Origin of the sequence: Dactylosporangium aurantiacum (assembly GCF_000716715.1) — a bacterium.
Classification (GTDB): domain Bacteria; phylum Actinomycetota; class Actinomycetes; order Mycobacteriales; family Micromonosporaceae; genus Dactylosporangium; species Dactylosporangium aurantiacum.
Genome location: NZ_JNYJ01000065.1, coordinates 18840 through 44673, shown reverse-complemented (window position 1 = coordinate 44673; position 25834 = coordinate 18840). Strand labels below are relative to the sequence as shown.

Annotated in this window: 26 protein-coding genes and 2 tRNA genes; 14 read left to right on the top strand and 14 right to left on the bottom strand. The window is 71.7% G+C overall.

What is annotated here, in order from left to right:
- Positions 1-168: 168 nt before the first annotated feature.
- From OP18_RS45620 to bcp, 6 genes are all read right to left on the bottom strand, one after another.
- Positions 169-900 (bottom strand): DUF7873 family protein, encoded by a 732-nt coding sequence (locus OP18_RS45620; RefSeq protein WP_033365952.1) that lies wholly within the window; start codon positions 898-900, stop codon positions 169-171.
- Positions 901-952: 52 nt separating this feature from the next.
- Positions 953-1025: transfer RNA gene (locus OP18_RS45615), tRNA-Leu, on the bottom strand.
- Between the two features lie 35 nt (positions 1026-1060).
- Complete coding sequence (locus OP18_RS45610) at positions 1061-1903, bottom strand: transglutaminase family protein (RefSeq protein ID WP_033365950.1); 843 nt, start codon at positions 1901-1903, stop codon at positions 1061-1063.
- Positions 1900-2847: an alpha-E domain-containing protein gene (locus tag OP18_RS45605; RefSeq protein WP_033365948.1), complete on the bottom strand. Its 948-nt coding sequence runs from the start codon at positions 2845-2847 to the stop codon at positions 1900-1902. The genes OP18_RS45610 and OP18_RS45605 overlap by 4 nt, the downstream gene beginning before the upstream one ends.
- Before the next feature lie 8 nt (positions 2848-2855).
- Complete coding sequence (locus OP18_RS45600; protein ID WP_081971684.1) at positions 2856-4430, bottom strand: circularly permuted type 2 ATP-grasp protein; 1575 nt, start codon at positions 4428-4430, stop codon at positions 2856-2858.
- Positions 4431-4496: 66 nt separating this feature from the next.
- On the bottom strand, positions 4497-4970 hold the full coding sequence (gene bcp / locus OP18_RS45595; protein WP_033365946.1) for a thioredoxin-dependent thiol peroxidase: 474 nt from the start codon (positions 4968-4970) through the stop codon (positions 4497-4499).
- Between the two features lie 122 nt (positions 4971-5092).
- Between bcp and OP18_RS45590 the strand changes: the two genes are divergently transcribed.
- From OP18_RS45590 to OP18_RS45575, 4 genes are all read left to right on the top strand, one after another.
- Positions 5093-6811, top strand: a complete 1719-nt coding sequence (locus tag OP18_RS45590) for a copper resistance CopC/CopD family protein (RefSeq protein WP_033365944.1) — start codon at positions 5093-5095, stop codon at positions 6809-6811.
- Between the two features lie 292 nt (positions 6812-7103).
- On the top strand, positions 7104-8900 hold the full coding sequence (locus OP18_RS54065; RefSeq protein ID WP_052388333.1) for a hypothetical protein: 1797 nt from the start codon (positions 7104-7106) through the stop codon (positions 8898-8900).
- Between the two features lie 162 nt (positions 8901-9062).
- Positions 9063-9680 carry an oligoribonuclease gene (gene orn, locus OP18_RS45580; RefSeq protein ID WP_389254044.1) on the top strand — a complete coding sequence of 206 codons (618 nt, stop codon included), beginning with the start codon at positions 9063-9065 and terminating at the stop codon, positions 9678-9680.
- Between the two features lie 53 nt (positions 9681-9733).
- Positions 9734-9809: transfer RNA gene (locus OP18_RS45575), tRNA-His, on the top strand.
- A gap of 47 nt (positions 9810-9856) precedes the next feature.
- Here OP18_RS45575 and OP18_RS45570 read toward each other — a convergent pair.
- The 5 genes from OP18_RS45570 to OP18_RS45550 form a co-directional block, all read right to left on the bottom strand.
- Entirely contained in the window at positions 9857-10804 is a 948-nt protein-coding gene (locus tag OP18_RS45570; RefSeq protein WP_156090248.1) for a hypothetical protein, read from the bottom strand.
- 180 nt (positions 10805-10984) lie between these two features.
- Positions 10985-12238, bottom strand: coding sequence for a PKD domain-containing protein (locus OP18_RS45565; protein WP_033365939.1), 1254 nt, complete (start codon positions 12236-12238; stop codon positions 10985-10987).
- A gap of 74 nt (positions 12239-12312) precedes the next feature.
- Positions 12313-12732: a globin gene (locus OP18_RS45560; RefSeq protein WP_033365938.1), complete on the bottom strand. Its 420-nt coding sequence runs from the start codon at positions 12730-12732 to the stop codon at positions 12313-12315.
- Positions 12729-14231: an MFS transporter gene (locus tag OP18_RS45555; protein WP_052388332.1), complete on the bottom strand. Its 1503-nt coding sequence runs from the start codon at positions 14229-14231 to the stop codon at positions 12729-12731. The genes OP18_RS45560 and OP18_RS45555 overlap by 4 nt, the downstream gene beginning before the upstream one ends.
- A 244-nt stretch (positions 14232-14475) precedes the next feature.
- Positions 14476-15513, bottom strand: a complete 1038-nt coding sequence (locus OP18_RS45550) for a mechanosensitive ion channel family protein (RefSeq protein ID WP_245635761.1) — start codon at positions 15511-15513, stop codon at positions 14476-14478.
- A 198-nt stretch (positions 15514-15711) separates the two neighbouring features.
- Here OP18_RS45550 and OP18_RS45545 point away from each other — a divergent pair, with 198 nt between their 5' ends.
- On the top strand, positions 15712-16254 hold the full coding sequence (locus OP18_RS45545; protein WP_033365933.1) for an HNH endonuclease: 543 nt from the start codon (positions 15712-15714) through the stop codon (positions 16252-16254).
- A 14-nt stretch (positions 16255-16268) separates the two neighbouring features.
- Here OP18_RS45545 and kynU read toward each other — a convergent pair whose 3' ends face one another.
- Positions 16269-17519, bottom strand: coding sequence for a kynureninase (gene kynU / locus OP18_RS45540; RefSeq protein ID WP_033365931.1), 1251 nt, complete (start codon positions 17517-17519; stop codon positions 16269-16271).
- 118 nt (positions 17520-17637) lie between these two features.
- Here kynU and ctaJ point away from each other — a divergent pair, with 118 nt between their 5' ends.
- Together ctaJ and OP18_RS45530 are read left to right on the top strand one after the other, a co-directional pair.
- Positions 17638-17940 (top strand): aa3-type cytochrome oxidase subunit CtaJ, encoded by a 303-nt coding sequence (gene ctaJ / locus OP18_RS45535; RefSeq protein ID WP_033365930.1) that lies wholly within the window; start codon positions 17638-17640, stop codon positions 17938-17940.
- Positions 17927-18331, top strand: a complete 405-nt coding sequence (locus OP18_RS45530; protein WP_033365928.1) for a DUF5130 family protein — start codon at positions 17927-17929, stop codon at positions 18329-18331. Before ctaJ ends, OP18_RS45530 begins: the two co-directional genes overlap by 14 nt.
- A gap of 147 nt (positions 18332-18478) precedes the next feature.
- On the opposite strand, the gene pepN is transcribed toward OP18_RS45530, so the two are convergent.
- A complete protein-coding gene (pepN, locus tag OP18_RS45525) occupies positions 18479-21070 on the bottom strand; it encodes an aminopeptidase N (protein ID WP_052388331.1) in 2592 nt (863 codons plus the stop codon).
- A 161-nt stretch (positions 21071-21231) separates the two neighbouring features.
- On the opposite strand from pepN, the gene OP18_RS45520 reads away from it, so the two are divergent.
- Genes OP18_RS45520 through OP18_RS45510 form a run of 3 tightly spaced genes read left to right on the top strand, consistent with a single transcriptional unit; the run spans position 21232 to position 22590 of the window.
- A complete protein-coding gene (locus OP18_RS45520; protein ID WP_033365920.1) occupies positions 21232-21861 on the top strand; it encodes a mycothiol-dependent nitroreductase Rv2466c family protein in 630 nt (209 codons plus the stop codon).
- 25 nt (positions 21862-21886) lie between these two features.
- Positions 21887-22258 carry a hypothetical protein gene (locus OP18_RS45515; protein WP_033365918.1) on the top strand — a complete coding sequence of 124 codons (372 nt, stop codon included), beginning with the start codon at positions 21887-21889 and terminating at the stop codon, positions 22256-22258.
- 14 nt (positions 22259-22272) lie between these two features.
- Positions 22273-22590: a DUF3817 domain-containing protein gene (locus OP18_RS45510; RefSeq protein ID WP_081971687.1), complete on the top strand. Its 318-nt coding sequence runs from the start codon at positions 22273-22275 to the stop codon at positions 22588-22590.
- Here the strand turns inward: OP18_RS45510 and OP18_RS45505 are convergent.
- Positions 22558-23490 carry a cation diffusion facilitator family transporter gene (locus OP18_RS45505; protein WP_033365912.1) on the bottom strand — a complete coding sequence of 311 codons (933 nt, stop codon included), beginning with the start codon at positions 23488-23490 and terminating at the stop codon, positions 22558-22560. The two genes, OP18_RS45510 and OP18_RS45505, sit on opposite strands and share 33 nt — an antisense overlap.
- 144 nt (positions 23491-23634) lie before the next feature.
- On the opposite strand from OP18_RS45505, the gene OP18_RS45500 reads away from it, so the two are divergent.
- The 4 genes from OP18_RS45500 to OP18_RS45485 all read left to right on the top strand — a co-directional run bounded on the left by OP18_RS45500 (position 23635) and on the right by OP18_RS45485 (position 25824).
- Positions 23635-24036: an ATP-binding protein gene (locus OP18_RS45500; protein ID WP_052388329.1), complete on the top strand. Its 402-nt coding sequence runs from the start codon at positions 23635-23637 to the stop codon at positions 24034-24036.
- Between the two features lie 146 nt (positions 24037-24182).
- Entirely contained in the window at positions 24183-24395 is a 213-nt protein-coding gene (locus OP18_RS45495; RefSeq protein ID WP_033365909.1) for a hypothetical protein, read from the top strand.
- Positions 24396-24412: 17 nt separating this feature from the next.
- Positions 24413-25579, top strand: coding sequence for a DUF1015 family protein (locus OP18_RS45490; RefSeq protein WP_033365907.1), 1167 nt, complete (start codon positions 24413-24415; stop codon positions 25577-25579).
- A 56-nt stretch (positions 25580-25635) separates the two neighbouring features.
- Positions 25636-25824, top strand: a complete 189-nt coding sequence (locus OP18_RS45485; RefSeq protein ID WP_033365906.1) for a hypothetical protein — start codon at positions 25636-25638, stop codon at positions 25822-25824.
- Positions 25825-25834: the final 10 nt, after the last annotated feature.

The following is a 25834-nucleotide window of genomic DNA, read 5'->3' as shown; positions in this document are numbered from 1 at the left end:
GCGAGAAGTTGAGTTTGTGTTTCGGCTCCCGCGGCCGCCTCTGCCATTGGGCTACGCCGTCACGAGTGACGGCGGAAGGAATCGAACCTCCACATTGACACCGCGCGCACCTGTCAAACTGAGCCTCAGGTTCAGTCTGCGCTCCTTGCGCACCGCCGATCCTAGCCGTCAGCCGAAGAGGAAGCGAAACACTTTCTCGCCGGCCTCCTGCTGCACGACCTCCGCCGAGTTGGCCTCCTCGCGGGCGAACTTCACCGCGGCCTGCAGCTTCTCGACCCGCTCCACCAGCTCGTTGATCCGCTGCGCGGGCAGCGCGCCGGAGAACTTCACCGTCTTCCAGTAGCCGATGACGACGTCCTCGTAATACACCTCGACCTGCGCCGGGTGCTTCTCGGTCGCCTCGGCCTTCACGTGGTTGCGCGGGATCCGCTTGGTGCGGGTGGTCTGCGTCGGCTCGGTCGCGTAGCAGTCGGCGGAGGCGTCGTACACCCACGACTCGGCCGCGTCCAGCACCGGCAGCTTCCGCACGAACGTCAGCAGGTCGACCAGCTGCTTCTCCAGGAACAGCAGATAGGACACCGGCACGTCACGCAGCAGCGGCGTGCCGTCGACGAGGACGTCGGCGCGCGCGACGCAGTTGGTCCAGTCCTTCGTCGCCGTGACGTCGAAGAGCCGGGTCAGGATGGTGGCGGTCTGCCGCAGGACCTCGTCGGCCTTCACCTGTACGCGGGTCGACTCGGGCGGCAGCTGCTCGCCTTCCTCGTCCTTCGGACGGTAGGTGCGCGCGATGCCGGCCAGCAGGGCGGGCTTCTGCAGCACGTGGTGCGCGTCGGTGAGCTCCTGGAAGGAGCGCGACTTGACGCCCTTCTCCACCGCGATGATCTGATTCAGCTTCGTCATGATGTGCCCGAGTGTACGAGCCGGATGCGCCGGAAATCATCCGAGAAAACAGTGGGGCCGGTGAGAGTCGAACTCACACTGGCACGGACCTAAACCGTGTGCCTCTGCCATTGGGCTACGGCCCCACGCCGACCCATGCCATGACCGGCCATCACTTTACTCACGCCAGGCGCGTGATCTCCACGGTGACCCCGAGGTGCTTGCTCGGCGCGCCGTGATACACCCCGCGCAGCGGCGGCACGTCGTCGTAGTCGCGGCCGCGGGCCACCACCACGTGCCGCGGGCCGACCGGGACGCCGTTGGTGGGATCGAACCCGGTCCATTCACCGGCCCACCACTCGATCCAGGCGTGGCTCTGCCCGGCGACTGTCTCGCCGACCTCGGCCTCGACCTTCGGGTGCAGGTAGCCGGACACGTACCGGGCCGGGATGCCCCTGGCCCGCAGCAGGCCGACGGTCAGGTGCGCGATGTCCTGGCAGACACCCTTGCGCAGCTTCCACGCCTCCCGCGCGCTGGTCTGCACGCCCGTGGACCCCGGCACGTAGGCGACGTTGTCCCGTACCCAGTGCGACAACGCCTCCGCGGACCGCTGCGGCGACCTGCCGGCGACGGCGTCCCACGCCTCCTCGACGAGGGCCGTGTCGACGGCCGTGAGCGGGCTCTCGGTGAGCAGCTCCGCGTGCGCGTCGAGGACCACGTCGGCGGCCAGCTCCGACCAGCTCAGGTTGACCACGGGCAGCGGCGGCGGCGTCACCTCGACCAGGCTGCTGGACACGACCCGCAGCTGCTGGTGCGGCCGGTGCAGGTCGAACGCGGTGACCTGGGTCGCCCAGTAGTCGTAGTACCGGTACGTGGTCGCGCCGGGCGTCACCTCGACCTGGCTGAACAGCGTCGTCTGCCACGGCAGCGTCATCGGGGTCAGCCGGGCCTCGTTGTAGGACGCCGAGACGTTGCCCGCGTACTTGTACCCCGTGACGTGCCTGATCTTGAGACGCCAGCTCATGATCCACCCCATGCGACGGTGCCCCAGGTGACGGGCGTGGACTGCGGGAAGTAGCGGGCCGTGATCGCCGCGCTGGCCGTGGCGCACGTCTGCTGCAGCGCCCGCAGGTGCTGCGGCAGCTCGGCGAGCAGGGTGGTGGTGTCGGCGTACTCCAGACGCGTCCTGATCTGCCCGATCGGCCGGCGCGCGGCGTCGGTCACACCCGCCCGCTCCGTCGTCGGCGCCAGGTCGCGCAGGCACTGCTCGGCGGTGCCCAGCGCGTGCAGCGCCGAGCGCGGGAACAGCCGGTCCAGCAGCAGGAACTCGGTCACCCGCTGCGGGTCGAACGTGCCGCCGTGCGTGCGCAGGAACGCCTCGTCGGCGCCGCACGAGCGCAGCACCGTCCGCCAGCCGGTGATCTCGTCGGTGGTGTTGGTCTGGATCGACAGCAGCCGGGCGGTCATGTCGACGCGCTCCAGGCTGCGGCCCAGGACCAGGAAGCGCCACCCGTCGTCCCGGCTCATCGTCGACTCCGCGAGCCCGGCCAGCAGCGCGGCGCGCTCCCGGACGTAGCTGAGGAAGACGGTCGGACCGAGCCGCTCCGCGGCGACGCGCCGCGACGCGAGGGTGTGCCAGGTGACGTTGAGACACTCCCACATCTCGCTGGAGATCGTCTCGCGGACGCCCCGCGCGTTGTCGCGGGCCGCCACGATCGCGCCGGAGATCGCGCTCGGGTCCTCGGCGTCGAACGCCAGCAGCTCCAGCACGTCACCGGTGGTGATCCGGCGGTCCTGCGGGGCCGGCGCGCCGAGCACCGACATCAGCGTCCGGCACGCGGCGTCCTCGTCGGCCCATGGGTCCTCCAGGAGCCGGCCGAGGAACGCGTCGAGGATGCGGGCGGTGTCGTCGGCGCGCTCGATGTAGCGGCCGATCCAGAACAGGGACTCCGCGATACGGCTGAGCACGGCCCCTCCTACTGCTGTCCGGCGAGCTGCGCGGCGGCCGGTCCGCTGTCGCGGGGGCTGCCGCCGGAGTCCCGCGGCTCCGGCACGAGCCTCGCCCGCGGCGCGGACGGCGCCGGGTCGGTGTGGTGCGCGAGCACCCAGGTGTCCTTCGACCCGCCGCCCTGGCTGGAGTTGACGACGAGCGCGCCCTCCGGCAGCGCCACGCGGGTGAGGCCGCCGGGCACCAGCCAGATCTCGTTGCCGTCGTTGACCGCGAACGGCCGCAGGTCGATGTGGCGCGGCGCGACCCGGTCGCCGAGCAGCGTCGGCGACGTCGACAGCGCCACGGGCCGCTGCGCGATCCAGCCCCGCGGGTCCTTCTCGACCTGTCTCCTGAGCGCGACAAGCGTCTCCTCGGACGCCTGCGGCCCGATCACGATGCCCTTGCCGCCCGCGCCGTCGACCGGCTTGAGGACCAGCTCGTCGAGCCGGCCGAGCACGTCGTGCAGGACGTCCGGGTCGCGGTCGTCCAGCCGGTACGTCTCGACGTTGTCGATGAGCGGCTCCTCCGACAGGTAGTACCGGATCAGGTCCGGCACGTACGTGTAGACGAGCTTGTCGTCGGCGACCCCGTTGCCCACCGCGTTGGCCAGCGTGACGTGGCCGGAGCGGGCCGCGTTGACGATGCCCGGGCAGCCGATGACGGAGTCGGGCCGGAAGTGCAGCGGGTCGATGAACTCGTCGTCGACCCGCCGGTACACCACATGCACCGGGCGCTCGCCCTGCGTGGTGCGCATGCGCACCCGGTTGCCGCTGCAGACCAGGTCGCGGCCCTCGACCAGCTCCACGCCCATGAGCCGGGCGAGCAGCGCGTGCTCGAAGTAGGCCGCGTTGTAGACGCCCGGCGTCAGCACGACCACCGTCGGGTCCTCGACACCCTCCGGCGCCGCGGCCCGCAGCGCCGCCAGCAGCCGGGCCGGGTAGTCGTCGACCGGCCTGACCCGCGCCTCGGCGAACAGCGCCGGCATGGTGTGGGTCAGGGCGCGCCGGTTCTCGATCACGTAGGACACCCCGGACGGGATGCGCAGGTTGTCCTCCAGGACGCGGAACCTGCCCTGCTCGTCCCGGATCAGGTCGACGCCGCTGATGTGCACCCGCACCCCGTTGGCCGGCTCGATGCCATACGCCTGCCGGTGGAAGTGCGCGCTGGTCGTGATGAGCTTGCGCGGCACGACGCCGTCGGCGAACACCCGGCCGGCGCCGTAGATGTCGGCGAGGAACGCCTCCAACGCCTTGACCCGCTGCTGCACGGCGGCCGTCAGCAGATCCCACTCCCCGGCGTCGAGGATGCGGGGGATCAGGTCCAGCGGGAACGGCCGCTCCTCGCCCGCATATGCGAACGTGACCCCCCGGTCGGTGAAGACCCGGGCCAGCTGGTCGGCACGGAACCGCAGATCGGCCGGGGCGAGCGGCTGCAGCGCGGCGAACAGCGAACGATACGGCGAGCGCGGCTGACCGGGGCGCTCGAACATCTCGTCCCACGCTTCGAACATCGCTCCGGAGACTGCCCCGGACATCGAGTAGTCGTCGAAGATGTCCGCCATGACGAGAGCGTAGGTACGAACCGTTTCAGCCGCATTACCGGTGTGTTTTGGCCGCCGATCTTGCCGTCAGTCCAGGCCGAGGTCCCGCCGGAGCTTCGCGACGTGCCCCGTCGCCTTCACGTTGTACAGAGCGCGCTCGATGTGTCCCTTCTCGTCGATGACGAACGTCGAGCGGATCACGCCCAGCACGGTGCGCCCGTAGTTCTGCTTCTCGCCGAACGCGCCGTAGGCCTTCAGCACCGACCGGTCGGGGTCGGACACGAGCGGGAACGTGATCGCGTCGCGCTCGCGGAACTGCGCCAGCTTCGCCGGGGAGTCCGGCGAGATGCCGATCACCTCATAGCCCGCGGCCTGCAGCGAGGCGAGATTGTCACGGAAGTCGCACGCCTGCTTGGTGCAGCCGGGCGTCATCGCCGCCGGGTAGGCATAGAGGACGACCTTGCGCCCCCGGAGGTCGGCGAGCGACAGGGGCTCGTCGCGATCCGTCTGCAGCGTGAACTCGGGAGCCGTGTCACCCGGCTCCAGGCGTGTCGTCGTCATGGTGCGGAACTCTATCGCGCGGGTGTGACAGTGATGGCGGCGGATAGCGGTACGTCCATGATGTGTGACTCGGCGTATAAACCCGACCCCCGCGACGGCATCGGCGCGAAAAGCGCGAAATCATGGGCGGCATGACCCGCCGCTCATGGTCCATCGCCCTGGCGGCGCTCTTCGGAGCGTTGCTGACCCTGGCACTGCCTGCCGCGCCCGCCAGCGCGCACGCGCTGCTGGAGCGCACCGCACCGGTCGCCGACAGCGTCGTGGACCAGCTGCCCGGCGAGATCACGCTCACGTTCAGCGAGCCGGTGCGGATCGTCGCGGACAAGATCCGGGTCACCGCCCCCGACGGCAGCCGCGCCGACACCGGCAAGCCCGTCGCGCGCGACACCGAGCTCGTCATCCCGCTCAAGGCCGGCGGGCCCAAGGGCACCTATCTGGTCAGCTACCGGGTCATCTCCGCCGACAGCCACCCCGTGAGCGGCGGCTACAGCTTCTCCTACGGCCAGGTGTCCGCCGTGCCCGGCGCCGGCGACAGCGGCCAGGACGTCAAGACCGACGCCCTGGTGAAGAACGCGATGTCCGCCGCCCGTTTCATCGGCTTCATCGGCCTGATCCTGCTGGTCGGCCCGACCCTCGTGCTGTTCGCCCTCTGGCCGCGCCGGCTCTGCGCCCGCGACCCCGGCAGGGTCGCGCTGGCCGGTGCCGGGTTGCTCGCCGCCGGTGCGGTGCTCGAGCTGTACCTGCAGATCCCGTACACGTCCGGCACGACGCTCTTCGACGTGTCCTCGTCCGCCGCGCGTGACGTGCTCAGCACCCCCTTCGGCGCCGCCCACCTGGTCCGGCTCGCCGTCGCGGCCGCCGTCGCGGTGCTGCTGCGGCCCCTGATCGCCGGCCGCGCCGGCAAGACCGACCAGACGCTGCTGATCATCCTCGGCGTCGTCGGCCTCGCCACCTGGCCGATCTCCGGGCACCCGAGCGCCTCGCCGGTGCCGACCCTCACCGTCGTCGCCGACGCCGCGCACCTCGCCGCGATGTCGGTGTGGCTCGGCGGCCTGGTGATGCTGTTCGCGTTCCTGCTGCGCCGCGCCGACACCCGCGAGCTCACGGCCATCGTGCCGGTCTGGTCGGGGTGGGCGATGCTGGCGATCACCGTGCTGGTCCTCGCCGGCACCGCGCAGGCCCTCGTCGAGATCGGCACGCTGGACGCGCTGACCGGCACCACGTACGGGCAGCTGGTCATGACCAAGGTCGGGCTCCTCGCGGTCGTGCTCGCCGTCGCGGCGTACTCGCGGCGCATCACCAACCGGCGCTTCACGCCCGCGCCCGCGTCCGACGACGACGATGAGCCCGAGGACGAACCGCCGGCCGAGCCCGCCGAGCCCGCCGACCGGTCGCGGCTGCGCCGCGCCGTCATGATCGAGGTGCTGGTCGCCGTGGTCGTGCTCGGCTTCACGTCGGTGCTCGTGCAGACGACCCCGGCCCGCAGCGCGCAGGCGGGCGACAACGCGAGCCAGGGGCCGTTCACCACGACGGTCTCGACCAACCTGGTGAAGCTGGAGGTCGACGTGTCGCCGGGGCGGGTCGGGCCGAACACCGTGCACCTGTACGCGCTGAAGCCCGACGGCTCGGGCCCGCAGTCGGTCGCCGAGTGGAAGGCGACGGCGGCGCTGCCGTCGAAGGGCATCGAGCCGATCGTGGTGCCGCTGCTGGGGATCACGCCCGACCACGCGTCGGGCTCGGTGACGCTGACGCCGGCGGGGACGTGGGAGCTGAAGTTCACCGTCCGGGTCGACGAGCTCAACCAGACGACGATCGCCGTGCAGGTGCCGGTCCGGGGCTGACGGTCGCGGGCGTGGTGCCCGTTCGAGCGCGCGGCCCGGTCAGGGGTTTCCGGGCGGTGTGCTGACCCGTGCGTGTGCGCGGCCCGGCCGGTGATGCGCGCGGTGTCCTGGCCTGTCCGTGCCCGCGGCTTGGCCGGTGGTGCGCGGGCGGTGTTCTGGCGTATCTGTGCTGGACGCTGCCCGTCGAGCGCCTATTTCAGCGTCGATCAGTGGGTTTGGAGGAAAGAGGGTAATTCGCCGGATTTTTGCCGGTATTGTCGGCTTCGGATCGCTGGGGGAAGGGGCCGCTGCCATGGTCGTGCGTCTGGTTCGGGCAGGTGTCGGCGCGCTGCTGCTGCTCATCGCGGTGCCGCTGGCGCTTGCCGGTGGCGGACTCAGGGTGGCCATGGAGCACCGTGCCGCTGACGACACGTTCACGGCGCGGCTGGAGCGGCTGCGTTCCAGCGGGCGCGCGGTGGTGGTGCCGGACATCGACGCGCTGCTGCGAGCCGACGCGCCGTTCGCGCGGGGTGGGCAGACGACGCTCAGCCTGTCGGCGGTCGGCTCCGGCGGCCCCCTGTTCGTCGGGCTGGCGCCGGACGCGGCGGTGCGGCGGTACCTCGGCGGGCAGGTCCAGGCCCAGGTGTCGCGGGTGCGGCTGGCCCGCGGTCCGCTGCCCGTCGAACTGACCGAGGTCGAGACCCGCGCCGCGGCGGCCTCCGCCGGTGGGGCGGCCGGCCGGCAGGGCAACCCCGGCGTCGTCCCCGCCGACCCGGGCGCGGGCGACCCCGGCGCGGCGGCCGACCCGAACGCGTCGACCGGCGGGTCCGGTGCCACCACGGGCGGGCAGGGGACGGCCGCCGGTGACCCGAACACGACCGGCTCCGGCGCGAACGCGGCCGCCGGTGACCCGAACACGGCCGGCTCCGGCGCGGCCGGCTCGGACGGGAACGCGGCCGCCGGCGACCCGAACGCGACCGGCGCCGATCCCGGCGCGACCGGCCCGAGCACGAGCGACCCTGGCGCGGCCGCCGCCGATCCGGGCGCGTCGACTCCGGGCGGCTCGGAGCCTGCCGGTTCGGACCCGGCGGGCTCGAACACCGCCGCCGGCCCGAATGCCGCGGGTCCGGCGGCGGGGGGTGCGGGGCCGGCGGCGCAGGCGTTCTGGTCGGCGAAGAGCGTCACGGTCGCCGGCGCGGCGCGGCTGACCTGGTCGCCGTCGGCGCTGCGGGGGCGGCACCTGGCGCTCGTGGTGATGAACGCGGACGGCTCCGCCGGCATCGACGCGGCGGTCACGGCCCGGCTCGCGCCGGCGTGGCTCGGGCCGACGGCCGGTGGGCTGCTCATGCTCGGCACGGCGGTGTTCCTGCTGGCGCTGCTGGTCCTCGCCTGGCCGCCGCGGCGGGCCGGGGAGCGGCTGGTGCTGCCGACGCTGCCGTCCCAGCCGACCAAGGGCGGCCCGCGGGCCGGGCTGCGCCGCAACCTGTCGACCCTGTCGGACCCGATCGCGGCGCTGCTCAACCCGGTCGTGCCGAAGGACCGCGACGCGGCGGTCACGGTCGCGGTGGCCAACCAGACCGACGGGAGCGACGGCCGGGCCACCACGGTCAGCGTCGTCGTGACCGAGGCAACCGAGGCAACCGAGGCAACCGAGGCAACCGAGGCAACCGAGCCAACCGAAGCAGCGGAAGCAGCCGAAGCGACGGAAGTGGCCGAAGCGACGGAAGCGGCCGAAGCGGCCGAAGCGGCTGAAGAGACAGAAGGGACCGAAGAGGCGGCCGCGGTGATCGACGAGAGCCCGGTCGCGGGAAGTGCTGCCGGCACGGAAGCGGACACCGCAACCCCGGAACCCCAGCCGGACGAGGCGGCGACAACCGTCGCGCGGACGGACGCCACCGAGCCAGCCCCAGAGCAGGCCGACAAGACGGCCCTGGCCGAGTCCGAGCTCGACCGGCCGCTCCCGCCCGCCGACCTCGACGACGACGGGCCCGGGCCGGTCGCGCTGCCGCCGCTGCCGCCGCTGCCGCCGATCGAGCTGCAGTTCACCTGGGCGCCGGTCGCGGTCGACGAGCAGGTCGACGAGCAGGAAGAGGCCGCCAGCCCGCGGTGACCGGGCGGGGCTGGAACGTGAGGCACGCCACGCCGGGACGTGGCACGGCCGGGCCGGTGACCAGCGCCCGGAGCGGCGGAGGTGCGTCGCGCGCGGAGGATGACGGTAACGAGGAGTCATTGAGTGTGAGAAGTCGGCCAGATGAACACTAGGCTGTGGGGCGTGGGTGATCTTTTGGTCTGGATCGACTGTGAGATGACGGGGCTCGATCTGGGGAAGGACGCGCTGATCGAAGTGGCGGCGCTGGTCACGGACCCGGATCTCAACGTGCTGGGCGAGGGCGTCGACGTGGTGATCCACGCCGAGGACGCGCAGCTCGACGGCATGCTCGACGTGGTGCGCGACATGCACGCCAAGTCGGGGCTCACCGACGCGGTGCGGGCCTCCGCGGTCACCCTGGCCGAGGCGGAGGACCTCGTCATGGGGTACATCACCACGCACGTGCCCGACCCGCGCACGGCGCCGCTGTGCGGCAACTCGATCGCCACGGACCGGGGGTTCCTGGCGCGGGACATGCCGCGGCTGGACAACCACCTGCACTACCGGATGATCGACGTCTCCTCGATCAAGGAGCTGTGCCGTCGCTGGTACCCGCGGGTCTACTTCGGCCAGCCGCCGAAGGGCCTCGCGCACCGGGCGCTCGCCGACATCCGGGAGAGCATCCGTGAGCTGGAGTACTACCGCCGGACCCTGTTCGTCCCGCTGCCGGGGCCGGACGTGGAGACGGCCAAGGCGATCGCGGCGGAGCTGAGCCGGGAAACCGACACTCAGACGCACTGACCCGCTCGACGGATCCCCGTGCTCATGCCCTATTATTGGCGAGCACGTTCATGGTGGCTGTAGCTCAGTTGGCAGAGCACCGGGTTGTGGTCCCGGGTGTCGTGGGTTCAAATCCCATCAGTCACCCCATGCAGGTAACAGTTCAGCCCCGGTCCGAGGACCGGGGCTGAACTGTTCTACTCCGCCGACAGGCTGTCGGGCTGCCGTCCGGCGTTCGCCGCCTGCAGCGCCGCGCGCAGCTCCTGGTTCTCGGCGCGGGCCGCGGCCAGCTCCTGCTGCAACTGGACGACCTCGGCGTGGGTCTGGGCCCGCACCGCCTCGATCGCCGCGATGATCGGCTCGGCGGAGATGGACGCGCCACCGGTCTGGATCGTGGCGACGAGGCTGTTGATCGCGGCGACCGCCGCCACGTCGCGGGTCTCGTCGGCCGCCGCGGCGGCGATGAGCGTGTCCAGCTTCGCCGTCATCTGGCGCAACGGGTTCGGGAATCCCTCACTGGCCTGCTCGTTCCACGGGAAGTCGAACTGGACCGGGTCGGTGCCGGCGACGAGCGCGGTGATGCCACGCTCCGCGTTGGCGATGAGCTGAGAGTCGGCCACGCTGTAGTCCCTTCCTTGCAGGCGTGCCATCGGGTCGTAACCGTCGGCTCGGTCGTCGTCGTCGACGTCGGACCGGCCCGAGATGTGGATGTGGCCCTTGTCCGTCGACGACCTGGTGGTGCGGGCGAGCGGGCGGGCGGCGTCCATCCACCGCTCCTGCCGGCAGGTCCCGTTCTCGTCGGTCCAGTTGATGTACTTGATCCACATGGCGCCGTCCACGCCGGCGTCGCGGTCGCGGATCAGCTGCCGGGCGATGTCGGCGTTCTCCTTGCGGTGGGTGGCGGAGCCGGAGCGCGGCATGACGTCCAGGGCCCGGGCCTTCCACCGCTTGTTCGGCCCCGGCCAGCCCGTGACCGAGAACGGTGTGTGGTCCTCGGGGGTGTTGGCCTGCAGGTGCGCGTCGTTCGGATAGTCGTAGACGGTGAGGCCGTATCCGCGGAGCGCGGCCTGCACCGCCTTTGCCGGGCGGATCAGCGTGTACGGCCGGCCCGCGTTGAGCCAGTCCCGGTAGCCCTGCGATGCCATCTGGTCTTCGTCCTCCATCGGCGTCGGTAGGTCCAACCTATTCGCCCGCGTCGCGGTCCGCATCGATGCGCGACCACATTGGCCGGTCGTCGCCGCGAGCTGTCCGGGAGGCCGACGAGAAACGGCGGGTGACGAAAAACGGCCCCCGTCGGGCGACGGGGGCCGGACCAGCGAGTGGTGTTACACGGGCAGCATCGCCAGGCGGGCGTGCCACTCGCCGCCGATCTTCTCCGTGTCGGAGCCGACGAGCAGGCCGTACGGCGTGGCGAGCAGGGCCCTGGCGCCGACGCCGCGCGGCTCGCGCTTCGGGTTGAACGCGGTGGCCTTGCCGGTGGACGGGTTGATCGCGGCGATGCCCGGCCGGCTGACCGCGCCCTTGCCCGCCGTCTCCCGGCCGAACGGGTTGTCCATCCAGCGCTGGTGGCCGCCGACGTAGACGGCGGCGCCGGTGTCCGCGACCGAGTACAGCGAGTCCCCGCCGGTCCAGTTCGTCCAGAGGGGCCGGTGCAGGCCGGTGCCGCGCAGGTCGAAGCGGGCCGCCGTGTCGCACATGAGGTGGTCGCCCCACTTGCGGCCGGTGGAGACGATCGTCGCGTAGGTGCCGGTCGGGTCGAAGTCGATGCCGCGCAGGTATGTCTCGAACCCGGCCCGGCACGGCTTGGTGTAGACGTCGGTGTACCAGTCGGCGAGCCGGGCCGCGTTGGCCGCGTTCTCGATCACGACCACCTGGGCCCGGTACTGGCCGAACGCCTGCTCGACCGCGCCGACGGCGGCGAGGCGGTTGCCGTCGGGGCTGATCGCCAGGTCCTCCAGCTTGACCCGGCTCAGGTTCGGCGCGGCGAGCTTCGCGTCGAACGTCGCGTCGGCCCAGCCGCTGGTGGCGTTGAGCCGGGCCAGCCCGGCCCGCTTCTGCCCGCCGATCGCGGTGAACGAGCCGGCCGCGTACAGCCACGGGCCGAACGTCACGAGGCTGCGGGTGTCACCCCAGTTGATCTCGCCGGTGAACGCCGGGACCCGGCGGCCGTCGGCCAGGCTGAGCTGCGCGATGCCGCGCTGCGCGCCGCCGCCGATCTTCTGGAACGCGCCGCCCGCGTACACCGTGTTGTTCGGCCCGGCGGCGAGCGACAGGACCACGTCGTCGGCCTCCGGCGCGAACGGCAGGATCTCGCCGGTGGTCGCCCGGTACGCGAAGATGTTCTTGCGCTTGAGCTTGGCCTTCTTGCCCGCGGGCACGACGGTGGTGAAGTCGCCGCCGACCACGACCACGTCGCCGACGAGCGCGAACGCGCGCACCTCGCCGTCCAGGACGTTCGGGGTGTAGTCGACGGGGTTCGTCGACACGGTCGCGGCGTGGTTCAGCGCGGCGGAGGCGGGGATGGCGACCGCGATCGCGGCCAGTGCGGTTGCGGCGGCGGCGAGCAATCGTCGGCGCATACGTGCGGCTCCTTCGTCAGTACCGGGGAAGCGCCCAACATGGGGCGCATACACCGCTAACGAAGGAAAGTTACTTAAGACACGATGTGTCCGATTCCACCGGCCGGCGCGTCGTCCGGGGCGTTGACCATGAAGTGGGCGGCGCGCTCGAGGTACTCCCACAGCACGGCCTCGAGCTCCGGCTCCAGCGCGATCGTGTCGACCGCCCGGCGCATCTGCCGCAGCCACGCGTCACGCTGCGCGGGCCCGACCACGAACGGAGCGTGCCGCATCCGCAGCCGCGGGTGGCCGCGGGTCTCCGAGTAGGTGCCGGGGCCGCCCCAGTACTGGATCAGGAACAGGCGGAACCGCTCGTTGGCCGGCCCGAGGTCCTCCTCCGGGTACATGGGCCGCAGGATCGGGTCCTCGGCCACACCGGCGTAGAACTCGTCGACCAGCTTGCGGAACGTCGGCTCGCCGCCGACGAGCTCATAGAAGTTCGGGGTGGACGTCACCCGTCAACTATGCCGCGACCGTGGCTCAAGGAGCGCGGCGGGAGCGCACCGAGCTCCGTGGTGCGCTCGGTGAGGTCGACCGTGTGCTCCGCCGGCTCGGTCGCCGGGACCCGGCGCTGCGCCGGCCCCGGCGTCGGGCGCGGGCGGCGGGTCGGCAGCGGCGCGCGGCCCAGGTCGATGGTGACCTCGCCGAAGTCCTCGTTCGAGCCGGGGGTGGTGGAGTGCTCGTCGGCGGCGACGCGCACCTTGTTGGCGGCGATCGCGTCGGCGATCGTGGCCTGCGCCGGCCAGGTGGCGACGATCACCGCCATCACCACCACGCCGGCGATCGCGAAGTAGCCGACGACCTGCGGCAGCGGGTAGTGGCTGGCCAGCCAGCCGGTGAACAGGATCGCGCCGCCCTGCACGAGATGGACGCCGCTCTGCATCACGCCGAACGCGCGCGCCCGGTACGCCGGCGGCAGCACCTGCACGAACAGGCTGTTGGTGACCGGCAGCGTGCCCGACAGCGCCGCCCCGGAGATCAGCGTCATGGCCACGACGCCGTAGATGTTGAGGTCGAACAGCGCCGGCACCAGCGCCAGGGGCGTGATGAGCGCGAACGGCCGGATGTAGGCGTTGCGCCGCTGCGGCTTGACCAGCCAGGTCATCACGATGCTGCCGGCGACGAAGCCGACCGCCGCGGCGACCATGATCGTGCCGAGGTAGACGGCGTTGGGGCCGCCGGCGAGGTCGGCGGACCATGCGGCGGCGAGGCCCTCGGGGACCACGCCGTAGCAGACGCCGCAGAACACGACCAGGGCGATCGAGCGCATCACGGGGGAGCGGAACACCACCGTGTAGCCCTCGACGGTCTCGCGCATCAGGTTGGTGCGCTTGTCGGCGGTCAGGCTCGGTGTGCGCTCCTTCACCCGGACGGCGATCAGCAGGGCGGAGACCCCGAAGCTGGCGGCGTTGAGCAGCAGCGCGTAGCGCGCGTCGACGGCGGTGAGGGCGGCGCCGGCCGCGTAGCCCAGGATGAGGGCGAACTGGCCGGCCGTGCGCTGCATGGTCAGCGCGGTCACGTACCGCTCGCCCTGCAGGATGCGCGGCAGCAGGGCCGAGCGGGCGCTGTCGAACGGGGGGCTGAGCAGCGCGCTGATGAACAGCAGCCCGATCAGCGCGGCGACCGGCAGGCCGCCGAAGACGGCGAGCGCGGTCATGATGCCCAGCCGGATCAGGTCCGACAGGATCATGATCTTGCGGTACGAGTGGCGCTCGGTGATCGCGGAGAGCACCGCGCCGATGCCGAGCCACGGCAGGTAGCTGATCGCGAACGCGGCCGCCGACGCGATCGGCGACTCCGTGCGCAGATAGACCAGCGCGATGATGGCGGCCCGCGCGGTGCTGTCACCGAACCACGACAGGGCGCTGGCGGTGAACACGGCACGGTACTCGCGGTCGGCGAGGACCTCCCGCGCACTGGCCGGGCGGTCGGCGGACTCGTCGGGGTCGGACACCGGCGGAGCCCCCTTTCCATCGGTCACGACAGCGGCGTCGAGCGTTCGCGGGCGCGGCCGGACCGGTCTGCTCCGGCGCCGGGAGGGGTCAGACGGCGCCGGACCGGGACATCGTGCAGCGATGCACCTGAACGAACGGACGATAACCGAATAGCCACCCGATGCGCGACCCTACCCGGTGGGCTGGGCGCAACTGACCGCAAGATCGGACAAAAGAGTCGCGACGGCGTCCGCCGAAGGAACCTCAGGTCGGGCCGCCCTGACCGGTGTCCGTGCCGGCGCCGGTGTCGGTCGGCGGCCGGATGAACATCCGCGAGGCCGTGATCTGCGCGGCGATCCCCGCCTTCTCCAGTGCCTCGGTCAGCCGCCGGCGCAGCTCGCGGCCGACCCGCCACTGCGCCTCCGTCGACGTCTTCACCGTCGTGCGCAGCACCGCGCCCTCGGCGGTCAGCTGCTCCACGCCCAGCACGGTCGGCGGGTCGATGAGGTCCTCGGCGAAGTCGGGGTCGTCCGCGACGGTCGCGGCGGCGTCGCGCAGCACCGCGGTGGCCTGGTCGATCGCCACGAACCCGACCGGCACGTCGATGTTGACCACGGCCCAGCCCTGGCTCTTGTTGCCGACGCGGACGATCTCGCCGTTGCGCACGTACCAGACGACGCCGGAGCCGTCGCGGATGGTGGTGATCCGCAGCCCGACCGCCTCGACGGTGCCGACGGTCTCGCCGATGTCCACCACGTCGCCGATGCCGTACTGGTCCTCCAGCAGCATGAACAGTCCGGCGATGAAGTCCTTCACGAGGTTCTGCGCGCCGAAGCCGATCGCCAGGCCGGCGATGCCGGCGCTGGCCAGCAGCGGGCCGAGGTTGAGCCCGAGCTCGCCCAGCACCAGCATCGTGGAGATGCTGAACACCACCGCCGAGGCGATGCTGCGCAGCACCGAGCCGAGCGCGCGGGCCCGCTGGTTGCGCCGCTCCCACGGCGCGGTCAGCGCGTTGGGCAGCCGGCGGCGCAGCGGGCGCAGCAGCGAGCCGCCGGACTCGTTGTCGGAGATGGTGTGCTTGATCAGGCGGTCGATCGCCCGGTGGATGATCGCCCGGATCAGGAACGCCAGGACGATGATCATCACGATGGTCAACGGCTTGACCAGGATCCAGTAGCTGCTCTCCGCCAGCCAGGTGATCTTGGTCTGCTCGTACACGAACTGGCAGAAGCCGTTGTTGGAGCAGCTCGGAGTCGGGTCGGGCGCCGGCGTCGGCGACAGGGCGAGCACGCTGCTCAACAAACACTCCTTGCAAACCACGCGAACCGGGGGAAGTCCGCACAAACCACGTTGCCGGCGGGCGAAGGTTCACCCGCCGGCCGCAAATAGTACGTGCAATCCGAGGATCTATCAGGGACGATTAGCGCACGGACCGCCACCTCGGCGGCCCGCTACACAGACATTTCCAGGGAGATTCCTTCACGCACTAGGGGGACGGCGATGCCTGACATACGACCCGCACGAGTATCGGGTGCGCTGGTTCTGAATGCCACCTACGAGCCGCTGTGTGTCGTGTCTGTCAGACGTGCCACCATCCTGGTCCTCACCGCGAAGGCGGTCACCGTCGCCGACGGTGAGGGCATCCTGCACAGTGCGATGAACGAACTGCCGGTCCCCTCCGTGGTCAGGCTCACACGCTACGTCCGTGTGCCGTACCGCACGCACATAGGCCTCTCCCGCCGCGGGATCTTCGCCCGGGACGGCTGGCGGTGCGCCTACTGCCGCGGCCCGGCCGAGACCATCGACCACGTGATGCCGCGCAGCCGCGGCGGGCGGCACGCATGGGACAACGTGGTCGCCGCCTGCGCCCGCTGCAACCACACCAAAGGTGACAAGACGCCAGCCGAGCTCGGCTGGCGTCTGCTTGCCACCCCGCACGCGCCGAAGGGCGTCGCCTGGCGGGTCCTCGGTCACCGCACCCCCGACCCGCGCTGGGCGGACTGGCTCGACGTGCCGATGGACGGCCAGCAGCTCGCCGCCTGAACCGGGCGGGTGGCTCAGGTCACCCGCCCCAGCGCCGGCTCGAACGCCTCGTAGGAGCCGCTGTCGACGATGTCCCGCAGCCGCGCCATGCCCTCCCACACGTCCACGAACCGGGTGTAGAGCGGCGCCAGGCCGATCCGCAGCCGCTGCGGGGTCCGGAAGTCCGGGATGACCCCGGCCGCCTTCAGCGCCTGACAGATCTGCCACGCCTGCGGGTGGTGGAACGTCACGTGCGACCCGCGCCGCGCCGGGTCGCTCGGCGTCGCCAGAGTCAGCCGGTCGCCGAGCCAGGCGTCGTTGAGCCGCAGGGTGTACCGCAGCAGCTCGGCGCTCTTGGCCGCCAGGTTCGCCACGCCCGCCTCCGCGGTGATCCGGGCGCCCTCGAGCACCGCGTAACCGCCGAGCACCGGCGGCGTGCCGACCTGGAACCGCTCGATCGACTCGACCGGGTCGTAGCCGGCACCCATCGCGAACTGGTCCCGCTGGCCGAACCAGCCCCAGATCGGCTGGCGCAGCCTCGCCTGCAGGTCGCGCCGGACGAACAGGAACGCCGGGGCGCCGGGGCCGGCGTTGAGGTACTTGTACGTGCACCCGACCGCCAGGTCCGCCCCCGACTGCCGCAACGGCACCGGCACCGACCCCGCGGAGTGGCACAGATCCCACAGTGTGAGGGCCCCCACCCGGTGCGCGGCAGTGGTGATCGCCACCATGTCGGCGAGCGCGCCGGACCGGTACGCCACGTGCGACAGGCACACGAGCGCGACGTCGTCGTCGAGGGCGGCGGCGATCCGCGCCGGGTCGACGCCCTCGTCGATGTCGGTCGGCACGACCCGCAGCTGCAGGCCCCGGGCCTGGGCCAGCCCTTCCAGCACGTAACGGTCGGTGGGGAAGTTGTCGTCGTCGGTGACGATGACCCGGCGGCCCGGGTTCGCGTCGAGTGCGGCGGACGCCAGCTTGAACAGGTTGACGCTGGACGAATCGGACAGGATCACCTCGCCCGGCGCGACGTCCAGCACCCCCTCGGCGATCACGTCACCGGCGCGTCCGGCCAGGTCGATCCACGTGTCCCAGCCGCGGATGAGGTCACCGCCCCACTCCCGCTCGATCGCGTCGAGCAGCCGGTCCCGCGTCGCGAGCGGCAGCCGGCCGAGGGAGTTGCCGTCGAAGTAGACGAGGTGCCCGTCCGGGATGTGGAAACGCGCACGGAAGTGACCGATCGGGTCCTGTGCGTCGCGCGCTTCGGCATACTGGCGGCTGAGGTCCATGGAAGAAGACGGTAGCTTCTCCGAAGATCGGCAATACCCCCCGGCAACGCGCTGGTCATCAGGGCCCGCTAACGTGAAGCCGGTCTTTTAGTCCCTTCGACGCCTGGGGGCGTTGAGCTTGTCCATCATCGAGACGACGCTGATCTTCGCCGGCATCCCGGCCGCGGTCATCGTGCTCATCGCGGCCGCCAGCTACGCCGGGGGTGCCCGGCGCAGCAAGCGTTACCGGCCCGGCCGGCCGTTCGACTTCACGCCGGTCTGGTTCCTGTCCGTGCCCGAGCGGGTGACCCAGGCAGCGAAAGCCCGCGAGCTCACCGGTGCGCGGCGGGCCGAACTGACCGCCGGCGCGCCGGCCGTGACCGAATGGTCCGGCGAGCGGACGCAGCCGCACGTCATGGGAGGCGCAAGTGACCGGTGGTAGCGCGGTTGGCCTGAAGGGCCAGCCCGACGTTCTCAACGGCCCGTTCACCACGCGCCAGCTGCTGCGCCTCGACGAGGCGCTGCGCCTGGCCGACTCCTCGACCGGGCTGACCTTCAGCATCTACGTCGGCGACCTCGAGGAGCCGGTGCGCGGTTACGCCGAGCAGCTGCACGGCCAGCTCGCCGACCCGCCGCACTCCGTGCTCATCGCGGTCTCGCCCAACCAGCGGGTCCTGGAGATCGTCACCGGCGGCGAGGCCCGCCGCCGGCTCCCGGACCGCGCGGCGAAGCTGGCCGCCCTGTCGATGGCGGCGGCCTTCGGCGGCGGCGACCTCGCCGGCGGCCTGGTCGCCGGCCTGTCGCAGCTCGCCGACCACGCCGGCCGGCACTAGGCGACACCCGCTCCAGACGCGTCGACGGCGCGCGGCAGGCTCCTGACCCCAGGAAGCCCGCCGCGCGCCGTCGTCGTTGTCCGCGGTGGACCCCGGAACCGGACCACCGGGGCCCGCGTCGCGCGGACCCCGGTGGCGGTGCCGTGCTCAGCCGGCGGCGGCGTCCTTGGCGCGGGCCTTCAGCGCCCGCACGATGCCGTCGCGGCCCTCGCCGACCAGGCGGCGCAGCGGCGCCGGGCGGCCGGGCTCGGCGAGCCACGCCTCGGTCCTGGCGACCGTGTCCTCGCTCACCTGGAACGACGGGTAGCCCAGCTCGACGAACTCGGCGGCCGGCTCGGAGTCGCGGTGCTCCCACACCGGCATGAGCGCGTCGAAGAACGCCGGCAGGAACGGCGCGGTGAGGGCGACCTGCGCCGAGTGCTGGAAGCCCTGCAGCATCGAGCGCTGCAGCCAGTTCGGCAGGTCGTGGTCCTCCACCAGCCGCCGCCAGGTCTCGGCCTTCGACTCCGGGGTGGGGATGAGGGCGCGGGCCAGGGCGGCCTGGCGCTCGCCGCTGGCGGTGCGGTCCCGATCGAGCTCGGCCTCGATCTGCGCGGGGTCGGCGGCGCCGTTGGCGATGAGCGCGTGCAGGATGCCCCAGCGCAGGTCGGCCTGGATGGTGAGGCCCGAGGGCACATCGACACCGTCCAGCCAGCCCGTCAGCACCGCCAGGTCGTCGGGGGTACGGGCGGCCGCCGCGAACGAGCGCGCCCACGCGAGCTGGAAGCCGCTGCCGGGCTCGGCGTCGCGCAGGGCGGTGCGGGCCGTGTCGGCCAGCACGTGCCAGCCCTTGGGCGCCCACGCCGGGTCGGCGTAGAAGACCAGGGCCGACTGCGCCTGCCGGATGGTGGCGGTGACCAGGTTGATGTCGCGCTCGGCCGGCAGCCCGGAGGCGATCAGCTTGATGTAGTCGCGCACGGCCAACTCGGCGTCGCGGACCATGTCCCACGCCGCGGTCCACACCAGCGCCCGGGCCAGGGAGTTGTCCATGCCGAGGATGTGGTCGGCGACGGTGTCCATCGAGCGGGGGTCGAGGCGCAGCTTCGCGTAGGTGAGGTCGTCGTCGTTGAGCAGCAGCACGTCGGCGGCGCGGCGGCCGGCGAGGGTGGCGATCTCGGTGCGCTCGCCGTCGACGTCGGCCTCGATGAGCTCGCGGCGGACCAGGGCGCTGCCGACGACGTCGTACAGGCCGATGCCGATGCGGTGGGTGCGCAGCGTCGGATACGCGGCGGGCGCCTCCTGCAGCACCACGACCTGCTCGTAGGTGCCGTCGGCGGCGATCGTCAGCTCGGGGCGCAGCGTGTTGACCTGGGCGGTCTCCAGCCACTGCGCGGCGAACTTGCGCAGCTCCTTGCCGGAGGCGGCCTCCAGCGCCGACAGCAGGTCGTCGAAGGTGGCGTTGCCCCACTGGTGCTGCTGGAAGTACGCGCGCAGCCCGGTGAGGAACGGGTCGATCCCGACGTACGCGACCAGCTGCTTCACGACGCTGGCGCCCTTGGCGTACGTGATGCCGTCGAAGTTGACCTCGACCGCCTCCACGTCGGGCATCTCGCAGTAGACAGGGTGGGTGGAGGACAGCTGGTCCTGCCGGTAGCCCCAGTTCTTGCGGATCGACAGGAACGTCGTCCAGGCGTCGGTGAAGCGGGTCGCGCGGGTGTTGCACCAGTGGCTCGCCCACTCCGCGAACGACTCGTTGAGCCACAGGTCGTCCCACCAGCGCATGGTGACGAGGTCGCCGAACCACATGTGGGCCAGCTCGTGCAGGATCGTGTTGGCCCGCTGCTCGTACTCGAAGTCGGTGACCGGCGAGCGGAAGATGTAGTGCTGCTCGGCGTGCACGACGCAGCCGAAGTTCTCCATCGCGCCGGCGTTGAACTCCGGCGAGTACACCTGGTCGTACTTCGGCAGCGGGTACCGGATGCCGAACTCCTGGTGGAAGAAGTCGAAGCCCTGCTTGGTGATGAGCAGGATGTCGTCGGCGTCGAGGTACTGCTTCATCGACTGGCGGCAGAAGACGCCCAGGTCGATGCCGTCGTGGGTGTCGCGGACCTCGTGATACGGCCCGGCGCAGATCGCCGTGACGTAGGTGCTCATCCGCGGCGTGGGCGGGAAGTGCACGGTGAGGCCGTCGCGCCGCAGCGGCGGCATGTTGGAGATGACCCGCCAGTGCGCCGGCGCGGTCACGTGGAACGTGAAGCTCGCCTTCAGGTCGGGCTGGTCGAAGCAGGCGTAGACGCGCTGCGCGTCGGTCGTCTCGAACTGGCTGTAGAGGTACACCTCCTTGTCGACGGGGTCGACGCTGCGGTGCAGCCCCTGCCCGGTCGTGGAGTAGGTGCCCACGGCCTCGACGACCAGGACGTTCTCGGCGGCGAGGCCGGGCAGGCGCAGCCCGGTCTGCGGGGTCCAGTCCGACGTGTCGAGGGCGGTGCCGTTGAGCGTCGCGCTCAGCACCGTCGTGACCGCCAGCTCGATGAAGCTGTCGGCGCCCGGCTCGGCGCACGCGAACCGCACCTCGGTGGTCGTGCGGAACGTGCCTTCACCTGGGTAGCCGGCGCCGTCCGTCAGGTCGAGACTGATGTCGTACGCCGCAACGTCGAGCAGGCGGGCCCGGTCGACCGCCTCAACCTGGCGTAGGTTGCGTACACCGGCCACGTGTCGTCTCCTGTCGTTCGCTGTGGCCGTCCCCGTCGACGGCGCCATCCCTGAGTCTTCCATGTCCACGGCGCACAACGGAGGAGTGGCTCAGGTCACCCGCCGCCCGACTGGCACGGGCAGCCAACGCTGCGTAAGGATCGAATTGGATTCCCGACTCTTTCAGTAGCGTTTCCCGTGTGCTTTTCCTGAAGTGAGGTGCCGCCGCTATGGCAGCAGAGCGCATCATCGCAGACATGTGGTTCGACCCGCGGTGCCCGTGGGCCTGGATCACCTCCCGCTGGCTGCTCGAGGTGGAGCAGGTTCGCCCAGTTGACGTGCGGTTCCACGTCATGAGCCTGTCGATCCTCAACGAGGGTCGCGACGATCTGCCCGCCCGATACAAAGAGGGTCTGGCCAAGGGTTGGGGGCCGGTCCGCGTCGCGATCGCCGCCGAGCAGAAGTTCGGCAACGACGTGCTGCGGCCGCTGTACACGGCGCTCGGCACCCGGATCCACCACGAGCAGCAGGAGCTCGGCCCCGAGCTGTACGAGGGTGCCCTCACCGACGCCGGCCTGCCGGCGCAGCTGGCCGAGTACGCGGACTCCACCGAGTTCGACGAGCAGCTGCGGGAGAGCCACTTCGCCGGGATGAACCCGGTCGGCATGGACGTCGGCACGCCCGTGATCCACGTGCCCGGCCCGGACGGCAACCTCATCGCGTTCTTCGGCCCGGTCGTCACGCCGCGGCCGACGGGTGAGGCCGCCGGGCGGCTGTGGGACGGCACGCTGCTGGTCGCGGGCACCCCCGGCTTCTACGAGATCAAGCGCACGCGCGACGTGGGCCCGGTCTTCGACTGACCGCCTAGGGGTAGGCTGCCTACCTGTGCGGCGCTTTCTGACTCCCCGGTGGGTGCTCTGGCACCTGCTGGCGCTCGCCGGGGTGGCGGTCTGCCTGCTGGCCGGCCGGTGGCAGTACCAGCGGGCGACCGCGGGCAACATGCTCAGCTGGGCGTATACCGTCCAGTGGCCGCTGTTCGCGCTGTTCGTGGTGTTCCTGTGGGTGCGGGCGGTCCGGGACGTCCTCGGGCCGCGGCCGGTCAAGACGCCGGAGCCGCTGCGCCCGCGCCCGACACCCCGCGCCGCGGCCGCGCCCCGGCCCACCGCTGACGACGACCCGCAGCTCGCCGAGTACAACCGCATGCTGGCCTGGCTCGCCGCCGACCCTTCCCGCCGTCCCGGCGACTTCCCCGGATGAGGTTCCCCGTGCCGCTGAAGAACGCTCTCACCCGTTTCCGGATCATCGCCTGGATCGTCGGCGTGCTGCTGGTCGTGCTCACCGTCGGCACCGTGCTGAAGTACACGGCCGACGACGACACGATCGTGGCCCTGGTCGGCCCGGCGCACGGCTTCCTCTACATGGCCTACCTGGTCCTGGCCGCCGACCTCGCCCGCCGCGCCCGGTGGAAGCTCGGCTTCACGGTGCTGGTGCTGCTGGCCGGCACGGTGCCGTTCCTGTCGTTCGTGGCCGAGCGGGTCGTGACCCGGCGGGTCCAGTCAGCCCGACCCCTTGTAGGTAGCGCCGTGTGAGTCCACGCAGTGCTCGGCGTCGAGCGTGTGGTCGACCTGCAAGGTGGTGTGCTCGATCGCGTACCGCTCCCGCAGCCGCTCCTCGATCGCCTCACGCACCGCGTGGCAGTCGCCCGACGGGGCCACCAGCACGTGCGCGGACAGCGCCGGATAGCCCGAGGTGACCTGCCAGACGTGCAGGTCGTGCAGCTCCACCACGCCCGGCACGCCGCACAGCTCGCGGCCCAGCGCCGCCGGGTCCATCCCGGCCGGCGCCGCCTCCAGGAAGATCCGGCCCGAGTCGCGGACCAGGCCGAGCCCCGAGCGCACCATGAGCGCCGCCACCACCAGTGACGCGATCGCGTCCGCCCGGTGGAAGCCGGTGAGCAGCACGACCAGGCCGGAGACCGCCGCGGCGACGAACGCGAACAGGTCCGTCAGCACGTGCTGGAAGGCGCCCTCGACGTTGAGGCTGGACCGGTCCGCCCGGCCGAGGATCCACACCACGAGCAGGTTGACGGCGATGCCCGCGATGGCGGTCACGAGGACCGCGCCGCCGCCGACCGCGGGCGGGTGGATCAGCCGCGTCACCGACTCGTAGCCGATCCAGACCGCCAGCAGCAGCAGGGTGAGACCGTTGGCCTGGGCCGAGAGGATCTCCGCCCGTTTCAGGCCGTAGGTGTACCCGCCGGACGGTGGTCGGGCCGCGAGCCGGGTCGCGAACAGGGCCAGCGCGATCGCGGCGGCGTCCGACAGCATGTGCGCCGCGTCGGAGAGCAGGGCCAGCGAGTCGACCAGCAGGCCGACGCTGACCTCGACCACCATGAAGCCGGTGATCAGCACCAGCGCGACGCCCAGCAACCGCCGGTCGGCGTCCGCCGACGGCGCGTGGTGGTGAGCGTGGTCGTGGTCGTGGCCCATGTCCGACATCTTATGCGTACTTCGCTATATGACGGCAGTCGTTTCTGCCACCGTATGCCGGGGCACTACGGCAGTACGACGTCGCGGGAGTGACACACGAAGGGGGCAGGGCCCGTGGGCATGGAAATCCGGCTGACTTTGTCGTTGCCGCGCGATCGTTCGACCGTCCCGCTCACCCGCAGGGTCCTCGACGCCGCGCTCGGGGTGTTCTCGGTGACCCGCGACTGCCGCGACGACATCGGCCTCGCCGTCGGTGAGGCCTGCGCCAACGCCGTCCAGCACGCCGACCTCGGCGCCGACTACCAGGTCACGGTCACCATCCACGAGGACCGCTGCGTGATCGACGTCGTCGACGAGGGCGTCGGCATGGAGGCCGTCCGGGCCGCCACCGAGGGCGACGACGCGGCCGCCGACGCCGAGAGCGGCCGGGGGCTGCGGATCATCCACGCCCTCGCCGACATGGTCGAGTTCCGCCGCCATCAACCCCACGGGGTGGCGCTGCGGATCGTGAAGATGCTGACCAGGGTGACGCCGGCGCCCGCCTGAGCTCGTCCTGGTGATTTCCGGACAGAACTGTGCCGTCGATTCCTCCGCGGGTCTGCAATGGATCCGCACAGCCGGTGCGACACCGGCGCACCCGGTCGCCGTTGCGCAGTGTGCAACGTCACCCCGCAAGCCGGAGGGCCCGCACGATGACCACCGCCACCGCCACCTCACCCGACACCGTCCCCGTCACCGCGCTGACCTCGCCCGAGACCCGCTGGACCGTGCAGGACCGCGCCTGGAAGCAGGACCTGCCGGACCTGCCCGACGACGTGATCGCCCTGCTCGCGCCGCCGGTCGTGGTCAGCGCGTCCACCACTGCGGGACGCGCCGTCCCCGGTGCCATGGCCCTGATCGCCTGAGCTATACCGTTTCGTTCATGACGGTTGCGTACCCGATCGCCCACGCCTGGCTCTCCACCGGAGGCACCGGCGCGCAGAACTACGACGAGTTCGCCGACGACGCGGAGATCACCGCGATCATCGCGGACAACCCGTCCAGCGCGCTCGCCATCGAGATGCCCCACCGGGCGCCGGACAACGTCGGCCGCTCCTTCCACGACAGCCTTCCCGACGCCGTGGCCCGCCTCCAGGCGGCCAAGGACGACGGGCACTACACCGCCGCCGCCGACGTGGTCGTGCTCTACCGGATCACCGCACCCGACGGCGCCCGCGCCTACGGGCTGTGGTGCATGGTCGCCACGGACCAGATCTCCACCAGCGCCGAGGAGCCCGGCGCGGTCATCCGCAACGAGGACGTCTTCATCGAGAAGGTCCGCGAGCGGGTCGCCCTCGCCGAGGCCACGCAGCACCTGCTGTCGCCGGTGCTGCTGCTGCAGACCGCGCACGGCGAGGCCCTGCACACCGCGCTCGCCCACGCCTGCGCCGACGCCGGCACGCCCGTCGTCACCGACGTCGACCCGGCCGGGCGCAGCCACGAGATCTGGCCCGTCGCGGCCGGCACCACCCGCGACCGGCTCCTCGCCCTCGCCGGCGGCGGCGAGCTCGTCGTCGCCGACGGCAACCACCGCAGCCTCGCCGCGCAGACCGCCGGCTACCCGCGCTTCCTGGCCGTGGTCACCACCCCCGAGTCGGTGGCGATCCAGCCGTACAACCGGCTCGTCGCCGAGCTGCCCGGCGACGTCACCTTCGGCGGCACCGCCCTGGACACCGCCGAGATCCCCGCGACCGGCGGGCGGGTCCACCTGTACACCCGCGACGGCGCCTGGGCCGTCGAGCTTCCCCGCGACCCGGACGGCGGGGTCGTCGGCAACCTCGACCACGCCCTCGTCGAGCGCCGGCTCTTCGCCGACACCCTCGGGCTGGACCCGGGCGACAAGCGCATCACCTACGTCGGCGGCGACTACCCGGCCTCATGGCTGCGCGGCGAGGTCGACGCGGGCCGCGCCGAGCTGGCGGTGCTCATCGCCCCGGTCACCGTGGACGACTTCGTCGCGGTGAACCTCGCCCGGCAGAAGATGCCCCGCAAGAGCACCTGGTTCACCCCGAAGGCCCGGGCCGGCCTGGTCGTCGCCCAACTGTCGTAGCGTCACCCGATCGTGGTAGACACTAGGCCGTTTCGTCTTCGGCCTGGGGTGTGCACATGCGGATCTTCATCGCGGCCATGGTCGCCGCCATCGGTATCGGCGCCTTCGCCGCCGCCGCCCTCGTCTGGGACCGGCGGCGGCACTGGCGCCTCACCGGCGGCGCCACCGCCGGATGGGTCTCCGGGCTGCTGTTCGTCGGGCTCGCCTTGGTGGTGGGTTCCTGCCTGGGCCTGATCCAGCTCTGACAGACTTCCC